This window comes from Prevotella sp. oral taxon 317 str. F0108, from assembly GCF_000162415.1.
Taxonomy (GTDB): domain Bacteria; phylum Bacteroidota; class Bacteroidia; order Bacteroidales; family Bacteroidaceae; genus Prevotella; species Prevotella conceptionensis.
Window position 1 is genome coordinate 557,836 of the sequence record NZ_GG740072.1, and the last position, 15,811, is coordinate 573,646.

General features: G+C 46.5%; 14 protein-coding genes. All 14 read right to left on the bottom strand.

Features of this window, described 5'->3' with window-relative positions:
- Positions 1-235: 235 nt before the first annotated feature.
- Positions 236-1,405, bottom strand: coding sequence for a porin (locus HMPREF0670_RS02005; RefSeq protein ID WP_009229490.1), 1,170 nt, complete (start codon positions 1,403-1,405; stop codon positions 236-238).
- Between the two features lie 22 nt (positions 1,406-1,427).
- Positions 1,428-2,720 (bottom strand): histidine-type phosphatase, encoded by a 1,293-nt coding sequence (locus HMPREF0670_RS02010; RefSeq protein ID WP_009229491.1) that lies wholly within the window; start codon positions 2,718-2,720, stop codon positions 1,428-1,430.
- Between the two features lie 360 nt (positions 2,721-3,080).
- Positions 3,081-3,239, bottom strand: a complete 159-nt coding sequence (locus tag HMPREF0670_RS16140) for a hypothetical protein (RefSeq protein WP_009229492.1) — start codon at positions 3,237-3,239, stop codon at positions 3,081-3,083.
- A gap of 816 nt (positions 3,240-4,055) precedes the next feature.
- Positions 4,056-5,081, bottom strand: a complete 1,026-nt coding sequence (locus HMPREF0670_RS02015; protein ID WP_009229493.1) for a glycosyltransferase family 2 protein — start codon at positions 5,079-5,081, stop codon at positions 4,056-4,058.
- Positions 5,082-5,104: 23 nt separating this feature from the next.
- A complete protein-coding gene (gene mtaB, locus HMPREF0670_RS02020; protein ID WP_009229494.1) occupies positions 5,105-6,445 on the bottom strand; it encodes a tRNA (N(6)-L-threonylcarbamoyladenosine(37)-C(2))-methylthiotransferase MtaB in 1,341 nt (446 codons plus the stop codon).
- A gap of 47 nt (positions 6,446-6,492) precedes the next feature.
- Positions 6,493-7,356: a phosphatidate cytidylyltransferase gene (locus HMPREF0670_RS02025; RefSeq protein WP_009229495.1), complete on the bottom strand. Its 864-nt coding sequence runs from the start codon at positions 7,354-7,356 to the stop codon at positions 6,493-6,495.
- Positions 7,357-7,539: 183 nt separating this feature from the next.
- Complete coding sequence (gene ftsH, locus HMPREF0670_RS02030) at positions 7,540-9,543, bottom strand: ATP-dependent zinc metalloprotease FtsH (RefSeq protein ID WP_009229496.1); 2,004 nt, start codon at positions 9,541-9,543, stop codon at positions 7,540-7,542.
- A 48-nt stretch (positions 9,544-9,591) separates the two neighbouring features.
- Entirely contained in the window at positions 9,592-9,951 is a 360-nt protein-coding gene (gene rsfS / locus HMPREF0670_RS02035; RefSeq protein WP_009229497.1) for a ribosome silencing factor, read from the bottom strand.
- A 152-nt stretch (positions 9,952-10,103) separates the two neighbouring features.
- Entirely contained in the window at positions 10,104-10,784 is a 681-nt protein-coding gene (locus tag HMPREF0670_RS02040) for a Crp/Fnr family transcriptional regulator (RefSeq protein ID WP_009229498.1), read from the bottom strand.
- Between the two features lie 55 nt (positions 10,785-10,839).
- Complete coding sequence (locus tag HMPREF0670_RS02045; RefSeq protein WP_009229499.1) at positions 10,840-11,868, bottom strand: FAD:protein FMN transferase; 1,029 nt, start codon at positions 11,866-11,868, stop codon at positions 10,840-10,842.
- 95 nt (positions 11,869-11,963) lie between these two features.
- A complete protein-coding gene (locus HMPREF0670_RS02050) occupies positions 11,964-12,659 on the bottom strand; it encodes a DUF6048 family protein (protein ID WP_009229500.1) in 696 nt (231 codons plus the stop codon).
- Positions 12,610-13,101: a DUF6452 family protein gene (locus HMPREF0670_RS02055; protein ID WP_044077606.1), complete on the bottom strand. Its 492-nt coding sequence runs from the start codon at positions 13,099-13,101 to the stop codon at positions 12,610-12,612. The genes HMPREF0670_RS02050 and HMPREF0670_RS02055 overlap by 50 nt, the downstream gene beginning before the upstream one ends.
- Positions 13,089-14,051, bottom strand: a complete 963-nt coding sequence (locus HMPREF0670_RS02060) for a glycosyltransferase family 2 protein (RefSeq protein WP_009229502.1) — start codon at positions 14,049-14,051, stop codon at positions 13,089-13,091. The genes HMPREF0670_RS02055 and HMPREF0670_RS02060 overlap by 13 nt, the downstream gene beginning before the upstream one ends.
- Before the next feature lie 166 nt (positions 14,052-14,217).
- Entirely contained in the window at positions 14,218-14,736 is a 519-nt protein-coding gene (locus tag HMPREF0670_RS02065; RefSeq protein WP_044077607.1) for a DUF4199 domain-containing protein, read from the bottom strand.
- Positions 14,737-15,811 lie beyond the last annotated feature (1,075 nt).

The following is a 15,811-nucleotide window of genomic DNA, read 5'->3' on the forward strand; positions in this document are numbered from 1 at the left end:
TGTAAGTAGAGCGGATAATAATAAGAGAGGTACACAAGTTGTGTAACCTCTCTTATTATTTTGTCGTTTTCTATGCGCGATGTGTTGTTTGTCGATGGAATTTAAACCTTTGTATTTGTATAGGCCTGCTGATGAAAAAACGATACGCCAGCTACCATTATGCGGTAGCTGGCGTAATCTAGCTTAGTTGTACGAGAACCGTACTTTGTATGTTTCTGATTTTAAAACTATGTAATTAGAACATATACTGAACACGCATCTGTACGACATTCACCACCTTAGCAGTGGGTTGATCCCATGTGTGCGAATGTATGTAATGATAGTTCAGGCGCAAGGTGACATATTTGTTCCAGAAGAAAGAAAGACCAGCACTAAGGTCGGACATGCGACCAGCTTTGGCCATGCCAGCTATTGGAGCATCGGCCAATGCTTTTGCATCCTTCAAGTTCAGATACCCAAAGCCTAACATCAATTCAAGGTTCTTGTCGGCAGGATTGTCAACGCCAGAGCACGCATAGTTATACTTGTAGTCTGCCGGGTTGATGATGATGCCACGTGCCGAAACGTAGAAACCATCTGTATTGTAGCTTTTGTTTTCGTCGCGGCTGATATGCGACCAATAGTATTGGCTGCTAAGTTGGTAGTTGTGCCAAATGCCTTGGAACTCGGCTGTGAACTTGTTTTCCCATCGTGCATCAGTAATGTCAATAGCCGTGGCAGTACGCTTGTCTACTGCTGTTAGGTACTTCTTGTCGTATTTTATGTGGGCATGTTCGCCTTCCTTTACGGCCTCTGCCTTAACGTGCATGCCACTGAAACCAACATGGAAACCGCCTGCATCGGTCATGATGGGGCGATAGACAAACCTTCCAGAAATCGTGTAGCCCTGTGGACCAGACTTATCCGTGCTGGTTGTTAGGGCCGAGTTGTCGGCAAATGCACCATATTGGAGCCACAGGTTGTGGTTGGCAATGGTGTGCATCACACCAATGCGACGCCCCGGCTGGTAGATGTTGCCTTCAGGCTCGTCCAGATACTCTTTCTTTGCCGAACTATAAGCCGACGAAAGTCCGAATGGTGCAGTGTAGTGACCGGCACGCAAGAAGTTGTTCTCGTTGAAACTGTATTGTAGGTACACATCTTTCAAGGACACTTTATTGTTGGAGTATGAAACATCTCCACGGAAATACCACTTGCCGTAGGTGGCCTTTAAGCCAACGCGCATGTCCCTAATGCCAACACCCTCGTTCATCTTGCCGTCTTCGCTCTTTGCCTGGGCGTTTTGGGTGTAAGTAGCTGCATCAAAGAGGGCGCGCCCCGTAACCTTGATTTCTAGCTTTTCTTGTGCACTTGCGGCCCCCATGTAAAGGCAGGCAGCAAATGCAAGCAATAGTTTCTTGTTCATGTTTCTAAATCTAAGGAGCCTTTTAAAGCTCGTCCTCAATCTTGTCGTAGGCACGAATGGCCTTCATAAATCTTCCCTCTACATCTTTAAGCAGATACAGTCCGTCTGCATTTTTCTGCAATCCTTTCAATGAAAGCGAGAAAATCTGTGGGGGATTGTCGAGACTAAGCATCGCAATGTGCCGTAATTGTTCGGTTGACTGGTAGGTAAGGTTGATGTCGCAATACATTTTCCCGTCTTTTCCTTCAAACTTTTCGATAACAAGCTTGCAGCCAATGGGCGTTTTCTTCTCAATCGAATAGGGTAGGTCGTATGGTTCAACTTCCAAAGCGGCCGTTACTGATGCAATGTTAGAGTCGTGACCACAGAGGAAAGCCAGCTTGCGGTCTTTATCCATTAGTTCGTCGCGCATGTAGACGAGAAGTGGATGGGCCACATTGACAGCGACTACGGGAGCTGTGAAGAGCACGTCGCCGTAAACGTCCTTAATCTTGGAAATCTTTGTCCAATCGTCGAGAGTAATGTCGTGTCCGAAGGCAGCTTTCTTGGCATCTGGTTCTTCATAGAATTGCAGGATAAGCGCATCCGAGCAGGTAGTGGCATCTTTCAATGAACCTTTCATGCGTGGTTCATCACCTTTGTCGAGGATGAGCTGAGTGTTGTAGTTGTCGAAAGCGCACAAATTCTTTTCCTTGCATGCAGGCGAATCCTTCAAGTCGAGAACCTTGGCTGTAATTTCGTAGCTTTCCTTCAAACCTTCATTAATACCAACGATACCTTTCTTTCCACCCATGGCGGCAATCTCTTTCATGGCTTGTGCCCTGAACGACTTGCTCGACTTGGTAAGTTGCGGGAAGAAGATGGGGTCCATCTTGCTTGGCACGAAACGGTGGTTAACAGGAACGTCGGCCACAGGGAAGAGTGCCGTTGTAAAATAATTGGCTGTTGCAATACAGCGTTGCATACTGTTGGCGTAAACGATTACCTCGTTATGGGATGGTGTGGCGTTCTCTTTGAAAAGACCAGCATCTACTGACCATTTGCGGAAATAGAGGCCGAACTGATTTTCCAATGCGCCCCCACGAGTTGTTAGTTCGCTGGCTCCTGCTGTCCATTTGAACCAAGGATGCGTAGTAACTTGTTCCAACAAACTTCCCTTTGTAGAAAGTGGTGCACGTATGTTGTGCCTACTAAGGATAACAGCCTCTTTAAGGGTGTACTTATCCCTGAATGCTTGCGAACGCTGCTTTTGGGCAAAGATACTTGTTGGCACAAATGCAAAAAGCAGGCCAACTAAAAGAATGTTTCTGTTCATAATTAATACAATTTAGCTATCCGTATGATTGTTAATTTAATGCTCTTATTCCCTGGTTCATTATAGGCTCACCAATACAAGGTTGTGTCTTAACAAAAATGTTCGGCGAATGATTCTTGAAAGAGATTTTACTATTAGCGGCGTGGGGCTGGTCTCCATATTGAAGTTGCCCTGGCTTTTAATGTTTCTATAAATTGAGAGAAGTTTATTGTCTTTGTGCTGTAGAACCAAGATAAACGCCCCACTCATGTATTACTGGGCAAAGATACGATAAAATCTGAAATTCTGCCTCATTTGTTTGTGACAAAACGTGGTTGGGACTCAAAATTTGACCTTGCAGAAGTCATTCCACGCATTTCTCTACAAGTTGGAAAACTGGTAGTCAATGGCAAATAACTTCTGCTTTTCCTCGATGCTGCCTCCGTTGGCCAAGAGCGGCATCCCTGCAACCGCACGCGTTGGCGGCAGCACGCGTATGTGTTTTCCGTGCCATTTTCCTGTGCGCGTTGTAAGCAGCATAATCTTCTTTGTCTAGTTTTCAGTAAGAAATTTAACATTATTAGTGCCCTTTCTGCCAACCAATCTTCAACCTCGCCGCAAAAAATCGATTCTCGCGAGAGTTTGTTTCGATGTAAATAGGAGTTAGCCTGTGAATGCACCAAAATGAATTTTTATTTAAAATAACCGTCATTTATGCCATTTGTTTTGCCATTTGCTGCTAAATGCAGTGCGTTTTGGTGCTAAACACAGTGTAATATGCCGCTAAACGCAGTGCGTTTTGATGCAAAATGCAGTGCGTTTTGGTGCAAAATGCAAGGTGTTTTGCTGCTAAACGCAAGGTAAAATGGTGCTAAATGCGAGACGAAAAGCATAAATATACACAGCAATGGTATAAACAAAACCTTTTAAATCCATCAAAAACATGACTAAAAAGGGCAAAATGGCCGCTAAAAAGTGGGGTTTAGGGGCTAAAAAGTGGGTAATTGGGCTTGGAAAATTACGAGCTGGCATCCAAATTAGAAAGGCTAAATGGTGCAAAATGCAGGTTTTGTTCTCACAGATAGACAAAATATGAGGTGTGGAAGGTTACAAAAAGTGGATATTTGCCTACTTTATAGCCTAATTTTGCGCTAGAATGGAATGAAAAATAGAGCGATGTTGTAAAATAAAAGAAATATTTTAAACTTTGTGTTGGTGAGTTGATAAGCTTGTGTGTTTTGGAGCTTTTAAGATGAGCTGCTTATGGTTTTTGAGTTTTAAGGTGGAACAGGGGGATAATAGCAAGTATGGGGTGTTGCCCACGCCCTTGCAGCTGTTGCGGGAGAAGACCTTTGCTTACTTTTGTGGTAGCGCGTGGAAAGTGTGCTTGCCCATTACATAATACTTCCACAGGATGGAGAAAGGGCTATTGGGGTTTTCGGTGTGTATAGTTTTGGTGTTTTGTATTTCTTCTCGGGCGGTGTCAAAGCTGTGTTTCCATTTGTTGAAGTCGCGGCGCGCCTTGATAATGGCCTTGAAGTCGCCCCAGTTTCTGTTGAAGACGAGGGTTTGGAAGGCCGCAACATAGTCTAAGAATAGTCGCCAAACCATAACCTTACGCATCTGTGAAGGGGCCAGGTTCTTGTAAAGCATGGTTAGATTGTTGCGAAAGTTGAGGTAGGTTTTCATTGGGTTTACCTTGGGGAGCGTGCCGCCACCTACGTGGTAAACCGCACTTTCGGGAATGCAGAATATCTTTTTGCCCCTAAGTCTTAGTCGCCAGCAGAGATCAATTTCTTCGTTGTGGGCAAAGAAACGAGCGTCTAGGCCGCCCACTGCCCAATAGTCTTTGGCTCGCACCATGAGGCAAGCACCAGTGGCCCAATGTATTTCTTGGCGGTAGTTGTATTGTCCCTCGTCTTTCTCAACGTGTTCGAATATTCTACCGCGGCAATAGGGGTAGCCCAAGCTGTCGATAAAACCGCCCGACGCACCGGCATATTCAAACGATTCCCTGTCGTGCATGGCCAAAAGTTTGGGTTGGCAGGCCGCTATGTCGGGGTGGGCGTCCATCTCTTCGATGAGCGGCGTTAGCCATTGGTGGGTAACTTCAACATCGGAATTGAGCAACACGTAGTATTCGGCATCTATTTGTGCCAAAGCTTTGTTGTAGCCTTCGGCAAATCCCCAATTTTTTTCCAAGGCGATGGTTTGACAATGGGGAAAATGTTGGGTGAGATAGGCCAATGAGTTGTCGGTAGAGGCGTTGTCGGCAACATAAACCGCCGCATCGTTACGCGAATGGCGCATAACGGAAGGCAGATATTGGGCCAGCATCGACTGCCCATTCCAGTTCAGAATAACGATTGCAACCTTGTGCATGACTCAATTTTATGTTGAAGATGTTATATAAGTTCTACTTTTATGGCACTTTTGTTGTGGTTGAATTGGGTTAGCCTAACGGGTAACAGTTGGTTGTCGAACTCGTCTTTGGCTAGTGAGGCAGGCAATTCAACGCGCACATAGTTGGGGGTAAAACCATGCATGGCCTTGCCTTTGGCAGCCTTTTCAAAGAGAACTAGGCTTTGCGAACCTATTTGCGAGGCATAGAAGGTTTCCAATTTCTCGTCGGACAGCTCTAAAAGCAGTTTGCTGCGGCGACGTTTCTCGGCATCGTTAACTACGTAGGGAATGCGGAGAGCTGCCGTTCCAGGACGTTCGCTGTAAGGGAATACATGCAACTGGCTGATGTCTAACGATTTTAGGAAGTCATAGCATTCTTCGAAATAAGCTGGTTCTTCGCCACGAGAGCCTACCATGACGTCTACACCGATAAAGGCATTGGGTATTCGTTGCTTGATGAGTTGTACCTTGTGGGCAAAAAGGGCAGTGTCGTATCGGCGTTGCATCAGTTTTAAAACCTCGTCGCTGCCACTTTGTAAGGGTATGTGGAAGTGGGGCATGAAAGCTCTGCTGGATGCGCAATAGTCGATAAGTTCGTCGGTGAGCAAGTTGGGCTCAATGCTGCTGATGCGAAAACGCTGTATGCCTTCAACTTGGTCGAGAGCCTTGACAAGGTCGATGAAGCGTTCGTTTCCTCCGCCCTTGAACTCGCCAATGTTTACGCCTGTTAGCACAATTTCCTTTCCACCGTCGTTGGCGGCATCGTGTGCTTGCTGAACAAGCGATGCTATGGAGGGATTTCGTGAAAAACCTCGTGCGAAGGGAATGGTGCAATAGGTGCAGAAATAGTCGCACCCGTCTTGCACTTTAAGGAAATAACGCGTTCGGTTGCCACGGCTGCAACTGGGGGCAAAGGTCTTGATGTCTTTGGTGTTCATCGAGAAATGACGGTGTAAAGCCTTTCCGCGTTGCCCGTCGGCCCAAGCATCGTTAAGATATTGTATGAGGTTGGCCTTTTCGTTGCTGCCTAAAACGAGGTCTACACCTTCGATGGCGCTAACCTTTTCGGATTCAAGTTGGGCGTAACATCCCGTTACAACCACAAAGGCTCCTGGGTTTTCGCGCACCATGCGGTGGATAATTTGCCTACATTTGTGGTCGGCCACTTCGGTAACCGAGCAGGTGTTGATAAGGCAGATGTCGGCAGGCTCGCCTTCGTTGGCGGTTCTAACGCCCATGTCTTGGAGCATTTGCCCAAAAGTGGAGGTTTCCGAAAAGTTTAATTTGCAACCTAATGTGTAGTAAGCAGCCGTTTTACCCTGAAAAGCTGAACTGTCTATCATATTATATATGGAAGAGAACGCACAATGCTGAGGCGTTCTCTGCGATGTTATTGAAATAGCGTTAATGAATAGAGATATACCACAGAGGCGGGTATGGCCATGAGTGAGGAGTCGAAACGGTCGAGCATTCCGCCATGACCGGGCAGGATGTTGCCGCTGTCTTTGATGCCGAGTGTGCGCTTGAAAAGCGACTCAACAAGGTCGCCCCACGTGCCGAACACCACCACTACAAGGCCTAAGCCTAACCATTGGGGGATGGTGAGGTTTGTGGGAGCTGTGGATTGCGTTTCCAAATAGCCGATAAGACCGGCCACTAGGAGCACGAGAATGCCTCCGCCGATGCTGCCTTCCCAACTCTTGGCAGGCGAAATGCGTGGGAAAAGCTTGTGTTTGCCGAAGAGCGAACCAGAACAATAGGCACCAGTGTCGTTGGTCCAAAGGAAGATAAACACGCTAAGGGGAAGGAGATGGTAAAAGTAAATTTGGTTGTCGGCTTGTCTGAACGCCAACACATTTATCATTGAGAGGGGTAGGGCGATGTACATCTGCCCCAACATGGTGTAGGCCCAATTGTTGATGGGGTTGTTGGCCTTGGTGTAAAGTTCGCTGACGAAGAGATAAACGATGGTTAGGAGATAAGGCACGAACACGGCATTGGTGCCGATGAACCCGCTGTTGACGCCTGCAACGGCTAAGAAAAGGTATGTGCCGGCAACGGTTGAAATGAAACGATTAACGCTAGAGCCCTTGTTCTCGTTAACTAGCCCAGCGTATTCCCAAAGGCTGAGCGACGTTATGAGCGCGAAAACAAATACCATGCCCAATGGGCGCAAGAAACAAGTAACCATGATGGCTACAAAAAAAACACCTGTTATGGTTCGCGTAATCAAATTCTTAATCTTTGGAGTCATTGTCTTCTCTTTTTCGTCGTTATATAATGGTAACTGATGGAGGTGCGTTGTGGCATCCTCGGCATTTTGTGTGGGCGTTTGAACGTGTCTTGCGTGTTGGCGTAAAGCGGAGAGTGGTAACAGCGTATCGCCATCTGCCTGCCTTGTAAGTAAGATAGGCGGATGGCGACAGCATGTTATGGGTTAAAGTCCACGCAACCTGCGGTGTTCTTCCTCGGCCGCTTTCACCTCGTCGGGCATGTCTTCCAACTTCGGTGTATTGTCTTCAATTATTTCCTCTGAACGGCTAACCCAAGGGCGTTTACCGAAAATCTCTTCTACGTCTTCGGCAAAAATCACTTCGCGTGAGATAAGCAGGTCGGCCAATTTGTTGTGGCCGTAGCTGTTTTCTTGAAGGATTTTCTTTGCACGGTCGTATTGTTCGTTCACCATCTTCATCACTTCGTCGTCGATTACTTTGGCCGTTGTTTCAGAATATGGTTTTTGGAATTGGTATTCCTGGTTGTTGTAGAAACTGATGTTGGGCAACTTGTCGCTCATACCTGCATATGCCACCATGCCGTATGCACTCTTTGTGGCTCTCTCTAAGTCGTTCATTGCGCCGGTAGAGATATGGCCAGTGAACAATTCTTCGGCAGCACGTCCGCCCATCAGTGCACACATTTCGTCGAGCATTTGCTCTTTGGTGGTGATTTGGCGTTCTTCGGGTAGATACCATGCTGCTCCCAGAGCTCGGCCACGTGGCACGATGGATACCTTTACCAAGGGGTCGGCATGTTGACAGAACCAAGACACGGTGGCGTGTCCTGCCTCGTGCAAGGCGATAGTGCGCTTTTCGGCGGCAGTCATTATCTTCGTTTTCTTCTCTAATCCGCCGATAATACGGTCTACGGCATCGAGGAAGTCTTGTTTGCCTACCGACTTGCTGTTATGGCGTGCCGCAATGAGGGCTGCCTCGTTGCAGACGTTGGCGATGTCGGCTCCCGAAAAGCCTGGGGTTTGCCGCGAGAGGAAATCGATGTCTACGGTGGAGTCTACCTTCACGGGGCGAAGGTGTACCTGAAATATTTGCTTGCGTTCGGGCAGGTCGGGCAGGTCTACATTTATTTGTCGGTCGAAACGTCCTGCTCGAAGTAGTGCGCTGTCGAGCATGTCGGCACGGTTGGTGGCTGCAAGAATGATAACGCCACTGTTTGTGCCAAATCCGTCCATCTCGGTAAGCAGTGCGTTGAGGGTGTTCTCGCGCTCATCGTTTCCGCCCATCGAGGGATTTTTGCTCCTAGCACGGCCCACTGCATCAATTTCGTCAATGAAAATAATACAGGGTGATTTTTCTTTGGCTTGGTGGAAAAGGTCGCGAACACGACTTGCACCTACACCCACGAACATTTCGACAAAGTCGGAGCCGCTCATGGAGAAGAAAGGCACGCCCGCTTCGCCTGCAACGGCTTTGGCCAAAAGTGTTTTACCCGTACCCGGAGGACCAACGAGCAATGCGCCCTTGGGGATTTTACCACCGAGGTCGGTGTATTTCTGCGGACTTTTAAGGAACTCTACAATCTCTTGAACCTCTTGTTTGGCTCCTTCTTGGCCTGCAACGTCTTTAAAGGTGATGCCGATTTCGTTTCCTTTCTCGTACATCTTGGCTTTGCTTTTGCCTACACTGAACACGCCCGAACCACCTCCGGCTCCGCCACTGCCCATTCTACGCATGATGAAAATCCAAATGGCAATGAGCGCGATGAACGGAACGAACTGGATAAGGATGTCGGTGAAGTGTCCGCCCTTATCGTTATCGAAAGCGAAGTCTTTGATTTTGCCTGCCTGTTGAATTTCAGTGAGGTATTTTTCAAGTTCTTCTGGCGAACCATATTGTACGCTTACGTAAGGCTTTTCGCCAAGTTGTTTTGGGTCTTTTCCGAAAACGTCGCGCAGGTTGGCAGGCTTAACGTACATTTTAAGCGTACGTTGCTCACTGTTTACCACCACGTTGTTGACGTAGCCTTTGTTTACATACTCCTTAAATTTGGTGTATGTGGCCTCTTGCTTAACACTTCCAGCCATCATGTCGCCTTTCCCCGTGAAGAAGAAAAGCCCCAACGCGATGATGATCAACCCATAAATCCAGTTCATATTGAAACGGGGCATCTTGGGTTGCTTATTGTTGTATGGTTGTTTGTTGCTCATAATTGAATTGTTGGTGACACGAACGTTCCATCAAATGCTGTGCCAATTTTAGTCGATGTCAGTGAGGTGGGTTAGCTTGGCATCGGCCCAAAGGTGTTCAAGGTCGTAAAAAGAGCGCATCTCTGGTATGAAAACGTGTACGATAACGTCCACAAAGTCCATTGCAACCCACTGGTTTAGGCCTAGGCCAACGGCACTTGTGGGCTTGTCTTTGAGTTCTTTACGCACGGTCTCGCCGATAGATTCAGCTATGGCCTCTACCTGTGTGGGCGAGTTTCCTTGGCATATAACGAAATAATTGGTTATTGCACCCTCTATTTCCTTTAAGTCGGCTACAACGATATTGCTGCCTTTTTTCTCTTGTATTCCTTTAATAATGGTATTTACCAAATTGTTTGTTCTTGTCATTCTTATGTTGATGTAATAGCTTTAAGCTACAAAGTTAAGGCTTTTTATTTGATTTGGCACGCTTTTTACCGCATATTTGTGGTAAGTATGTTGGAATAACGAGCGAAGTGAGGTTAAGAAGGGCTGTGCTTGAGATAGGAGATGTGCCTGGGCTAACCCCATTCGGCCACAAGCTTTTCGAGCATGGGTATCACAATACAGCCGCGTTTAAGTTGAATTAGCCCCTGCTTTTGCATGCCATTGAGAGCTCGCGATACGTTTAGACGGTTGTCATTCAACTCGTTTGCAAGTTTCTGCATCTTGATGTGCACAAGCTTACTGCCTGCGGGATGTGTACAATGCGTCGTGATGAAACGGGTGATGCGGTGTTCGAGGTTGAGGGCGCAATGTCGCCAAGGTAGCCTTTCTGCTTTTTGGGCTTGTGTGGAGATGGTGTTGAGTAGGTTGAACTTGAAGATAATGAAGTCGTCTGTAAGTCTTAATACCTCCGACTTGCTTAGCAAGAGCAGGCTACATGTAGCTTTGGCAACGAATGTTCGGGTGTAACGGGGGGAAATACCGAAGAGGTTTTCGGGCTGGAGAATGTAGGGCGCGCCTATCTCTTCTGTGAAAATGTAGCCATTATCGTGGGCTTGCGCGCTCACTTCCATTCGTCCGTTAAGCAAAAAATAAAGATGTGTGCATTCGTCTTCTGCTCTAACTATCGTTGCCCCTGCCTTCTTTTGCGCAAAGTCGAATCGGGTTTGACCAAGTACTGCGGCCAAATCTTCTTTGCTCATGCCTTGGAACATGGGCAATTCCATTAGTTTGCCATATAGAGGAATGCGGTGCATCTGTTATTGCTTGTTGACATTAGCCTATTGTCGCCGTGGGGGGGGTACAAAGGACTTACTTCTGAATTTTGTCTTTTAGCGATGGCGAAAACCAAACGGCGTTTTTCCCATTCTTGTCTGAATAGATAAAATATGCCATGAGTTCGGGATGCTGCTCCAATACTTTCTTGGCCTTGTCGAGCCCTAATACCATGAAGGCCGTGGCATAGGCATCGGCTTCTGCACAGTTGTTGGCTAGTACCGTAGACGAAAGAATGTTGTGCTGAACAGGATAACCTGTGTTTGGGTCGATGGTGTGGGCGTATTTCTTGCCATTCTTATAATAGAACTTGCGGTAATTTCCGCTTGTGGCCATCGACTTATCCGTTACGTTCAAGATGGTTTGCAGCTCTTGGTTTACATTTAACGAGTCGTCAGTGGGCTTGGTTACGCCCACTTTCCATGGCAGGCGCTTTTCGCTAATACCGCGTGTTACAATTTCTCCGCCAATCTCTACCATGAAGTTCTCAATGCCTTTGCGCTTTAGTAAGTTGGCAACTACATCACTGCCATAACCTTTGGCGATGGCACTGAAATCGAGCATCAATCGTGGGTCTTGTTTCTTGATGCGCTTGTTAACGTAAGCAACCTTTTGATAGCCGATGAATTGTTTCAGGCTGTCAATGGTTTGTGGGGTGGGGTGGACTCCGTTTTTAAAACCGAACCCCCATGCGTTAACCAGAGGAGCAACGGTAACATCGAATGCCCCATTGGTTTCGATGGATATTTTGTTGGCCAATTGGAATACGTCTACGAACATTTTGTCGGGCTGTACCTGTTCGTTGCGGTTTATTTTGGAGATGACAGACCCTTTATTAAAGGTAGACATCGATTGGTCTACCTCGTTGAGTGCGGCCATAATTTCCTTGTTCAGGTTCTCGTTGCTTTGGTAAATGATACTATATGTTGTACCGAAGATTGCACCCTTGTCGTGTTGATAGGGTGCATCTTGCTGCTGTTTGATGATGTAGATTGTTCCAACAATGAGGAACAGCAGAAAGGGTATTTGCCAAAGCAGGCGTCGTTTTCTATTGGGAGTGGTCATTTGCTTATTTGTTTAGTGCTTATTGTCGACGGCCTGAAAAGACCGAAAGGGAATACTTTTCTTGCTTTATATTATTTGAAGGTAGACAAAGACATCTACAAGTTGATGATGATGTTAAATGTTCCACCTAGTCGAGAGTTGCCCGTTTTTCCAAAACCTGGCACATACCAAACATTTCCCGATTCGCCATCGTTGTGAGCTAAGCGTCGTCTGTAACGCACCGACCACCCTAAATGTAGTGGTCCCCATATCTTGGCATCCACTGCGAACACAAGTTCTGCCCAATGGCATGAGGCTGGAATGTTATTTAACTCGATTTCGGCTGGGTCTTTCCATACGGGGTCCGTCAACACGGGGCTGGCCACATCGTACTTAAATGAGGTGAAAGCGTATCTCGCCCCTACATAAACTCGGTAAATGTCGTGCTTGTTTTTCATGATGTTGAAATCCATTCCCACCTTGCCGTATGGTGCGGAGGTTTTATACACTACGTGAGTAACGGGGTCGTCCTCGTGATTGGCTGTGCCGTAGCCAAGCTCGAACACAGGAAAATACTTGTCTTTTAAGTTTATGCGCAGGGCGGCCTCGTATTGTCCATAGTCGCTTACTGCCAGCTGTATTGGTCCGACTGCGTCTGCCATGACTTGAAGGCCACGGAAAAAGCGAGTTGTGTCGGGGTGTTCGGTTTGTGGTTTCAATCCTTGCGCACTGGCCGACAACGCGCCAAAGGCGAGTAAGGCACTAATGGCCACTCTTGAAATAGATGCGGAAATGTGGCGATGATGTGTCATATGTTACGTTTGGATTGACGAGTATAATGGAATCGATGCCGTGGTGCGACGTACTGACAGCTGTTATCGTGTGGAAATAAGACATGGGGCAATCTACCGATTCAAAATGCGGCGTGTTTGTCTTATTTACCTTGATGGTATCGTGCACGACGTTGCCAAGAGTATCTTTCAACTGTAAGAAGAGCGCGTCTTGATCGCGCGTGTAGCTCATTGGCAGGCTGAAACTTTTTGTCTTAACTCCTTTATTATATATAATGGTGTCTTGTCCGTCGCGCCGTGTCGTAAGAATGGTTAGCGTGTCGGTGAGGGTGTCTGGTTTAAGGCCTCCACCTTTCATCAGGACATATTGCGAATAGACCGTATTGTTGTACGGACAATCTATCGACGAGCATGCGGCCAACACGGCCGAGCCCAATACGAGCAATGGAATCAGTCTCCGCATCTTATCTCCTCCTCTATTTGGTAATCGTTTCTTCCTTGCGAATTGCGGCTGATAAGGTCGCCCAAGAAACCGGCAAGGAAAAGCTGCGTGCCAATCATCATCGTTGTTAGCGAGAGGTAGAAGTAGGGCGAGTCGGTTATCAGGCGTTGAGGAATGCCTTGGGCAAGACAATACAGCTTGTCGGCACCCAATAGACAAGTGGCAATGAAACCCAAAAGGAACATCAACGAGCCTAATAGCCCGAACACGTGCATGGGCTTTTTGCCGAAATTACTGAGGAACCAAAGTGTGATGAGGTCTAGATAGCCATTGAAGAAACGGTTCAGACCGAACTTGGAACTCCCGTATTTACGGGCTTGATGCTGTACCACTTTCTCGCCAATGCGTCCAAAGCCTGCGTTCTTGGCCAGGTAGGGGATGTAGCGGTGCATTTCACCGTACACTTCGATGTTCTTCACCACGGCCTTGCGATAGGCTTTCAGTCCACAGTTGAAGTCGTGCAGGTTCTTTATCCCACTTATTTTTCTAGCCGTGGCATTGAACAGTTTGGTGGGAATTGTTTTAGAAAGCGGGTCGTATCGCTTTTGTTTGTAACCCGAAACAAGGTCGTATTTCTCTTCCGTAATCATGCGATAGAGTTCGGGTATTTCGTCGGGCGAGTCTTGTAGGTCGGCATCCATGGTGATAACCACGTTGCCGTTGGCCTCCTTGAAACCGCAAAACAGGGCGGGACTTTTACCATAGTTGCGCCTGAACTTTATCCCCCGAACATGTTCGGACTGTTTGCTCAGTTCTTCTATCACCTCCCACGAACGGTCGGTAGAGCCGTCGTTGACGAATATCACTTCGAAACTAAACTGGTTGTCGTTCATCACCCGCTCAATCCATGAGTAGAGTTCGGGCAGCGATTCGTCTTCGTTGAACAAGGGTATAACTACAGAAATGTCCATTGTTGTTTGTGTTGTATTATCTATTATATTTCTTAATCGTTTGTTCTTGATTAGGGGGCGGCGATGGGTTTTGTCTGACCTTTTGGGAACTTTAATTAGCCAATGGTTATGGTTTTGACAGCTCTCATTGCTGATTCCGTTTGCTTTCAAGTGTCAACCAAGCTTGTTATCTCCTATGTTTCATTCCAAATGCGGCAATAATGAGACTGAGGAAGAGCCCAATGAAGATGTTTTGGGTGAAGAAAAGGAACACCAACTCGATGGGTTGAAGTGTGCCAAGTAGCTTAACCGACTCTTGCATTTGGGTTTCGTTCATACCCATTTGCTGGTAAGCTGCACCAAATGAGTGTATCGAATCGCGCATCATGGTGATGAGCGACTCTGGGTCGTAGAAACGAATATAGAGGTATTGAGCCAATGCGAAGATGAGCGAGGCATAAACGAAGGTGTGCCACGAGTAGGCCAGCGCGCGCCGATATGAGATTTCGCCATCAAGGGCGTTGTTACGGAACGCACGCAACCGCCACGCCACGACGAATGGTGTGGAAAGGGTTAGGAGATTTCCCGTCATGGATTGGGGTAGCCGCATGGTGAAAAGAAAGGCCACAATCCATACCAATGCCAAAATGGCACCGTCTTGGCGAGCAAACGCCTTGAGTTGTTTCAATGATTCTAAAAAGTTCATGTCGTGCAAAATTACGTATTTTTTATTATATATTGCGCGCAACGCGCGGAAATCTAACAATTCTGGTTAAAGTTTGTTACGGCTTTAGCGTTGTTTGCATTGAGGAGATAAGATTTTCTTGACCTTTAATCTTTCTACAGATTGAGAGGAGTTTGTGTCTTTGTCTGTAAAAACAAGATGAACACTCCGTTCATGTAAGAAGTGTTGGAAAAGTATATGATGAAATCTGAAATTCTGCCCCATTCGTCTGTGACAAAACAGGGCTTTGCCCCAAAAAGGAAACTTGGCGGGAGTTCTTTCAATATATTCTTTACAAGTTAAAGGCATCTTTCCCGTGGCATATTAAGAGGGAATAGTAAAGAGGACCTTTTCATGGTTCTTATGTTCTTATGTCAACATGGAAGTATTTATGCCTGAACATGAAAGATGAACGTTTTCGTTAAGCCAAATGAACTATGTCGAGCTTGCTCGAACATTGTCATGGTGAGAAAATGCACTTTTATAGGAACGGCAAAAGAACGTCAAAAGAACGATTAACTCGTTCACTTGTTCACTTGTTTTCTTGCTAACCTGTCCACTCGTTAACACGCTAATCATTGTAACCTTTTCAGTAAGATTTTTAACACTATGAGTACCCTTTTTGTCCACCAATTGCCCACTTTGCCGCAAATAATCGATTCTCGCGAAGGTTTGTTTTGATGCAAAAAGGGGTTACGTGTGAATGCAGCGAAATGAATATTTATTTGAAAAGGCCGCCATTTGCACCACATTTGGGGCTATTTGCGGCAAAATGTACTGCAATTTGCCGCAAAACGCAGTGCGTTTTGGTGCTAAATGCAGTGCGTTTTGGTGCTAAACGCAAGGTGAAATGGTGCAAAATGCAGTGCAAAATGCTGCAAAATGCGAGATGATATGCATAAACATCCACAGTAGTAGAATAAACAAAACCTTTTGTGGTCGTTAAAAACCTGCCCAAAAGGACAAAATAGGTATTAAAAAGTGGGGTTTTGGGTGCTAAATTTGGGTAATCAGGCTTGAAGATTTATGAGTGGATAACCAAACTAGAAAGGCTAAA

Bases quoted from the DNA above. Each gene is read 5' to 3' on its own strand.
- HMPREF0670_RS02005 (WP_009229490.1), bottom strand. From the start codon at position 1,405: ATGAACAAGAAACTATTGCTTGCATTTGCTGCCTGCCTTTACATGGGG.
- HMPREF0670_RS02010 (WP_009229491.1), bottom strand. From the start codon at position 2,720: ATGAACAGAAACATTCTTTTAGTTGGCCTGCTTTTTGCATTTGTGCCA.
- HMPREF0670_RS16140 (WP_009229492.1), bottom strand. From the start codon at position 3,239: ATGCTGCTTACAACGCGCACAGGAAAATGGCACGGAAAACACATACGC.
- HMPREF0670_RS02015 (WP_009229493.1), bottom strand. From the start codon at position 5,081: ATGCACAAGGTTGCAATCGTTATTCTGAACTGGAATGGGCAGTCGATG.
- mtaB (WP_009229494.1), bottom strand. From the start codon at position 6,445: ATGATAGACAGTTCAGCTTTTCAGGGTAAAACGGCTGCTTACTACACA.
- HMPREF0670_RS02025 (WP_009229495.1), bottom strand. From the start codon at position 7,356: ATGACTCCAAAGATTAAGAATTTGATTACGCGAACCATAACAGGTGTT.
- ftsH (WP_009229496.1), bottom strand. From the start codon at position 9,543: ATGAGCAACAAACAACCATACAACAATAAGCAACCCAAGATGCCCCGT.
- rsfS (WP_009229497.1), bottom strand. From the start codon at position 9,951: ATGACAAGAACAAACAATTTGGTAAATACCATTATTAAAGGAATACAA.
- HMPREF0670_RS02040 (WP_009229498.1), bottom strand. From the start codon at position 10,784: ATGCACCGCATTCCTCTATATGGCAAACTAATGGAATTGCCCATGTTC.
- HMPREF0670_RS02045 (WP_009229499.1), bottom strand. From the start codon at position 11,868: ATGACCACTCCCAATAGAAAACGACGCCTGCTTTGGCAAATACCCTTT.
- HMPREF0670_RS02050 (WP_009229500.1), bottom strand. From the start codon at position 12,659: ATGACACATCATCGCCACATTTCCGCATCTATTTCAAGAGTGGCCATT.
- HMPREF0670_RS02055 (WP_044077606.1), bottom strand. From the start codon at position 13,101: ATGCGGAGACTGATTCCATTGCTCGTATTGGGCTCGGCCGTGTTGGCC.
- HMPREF0670_RS02060 (WP_009229502.1), bottom strand. From the start codon at position 14,051: ATGGACATTTCTGTAGTTATACCCTTGTTCAACGAAGACGAATCGCTG.
- HMPREF0670_RS02065 (WP_044077607.1), bottom strand. From the start codon at position 14,736: ATGAACTTTTTAGAATCATTGAAACAACTCAAGGCGTTTGCTCGCCAA.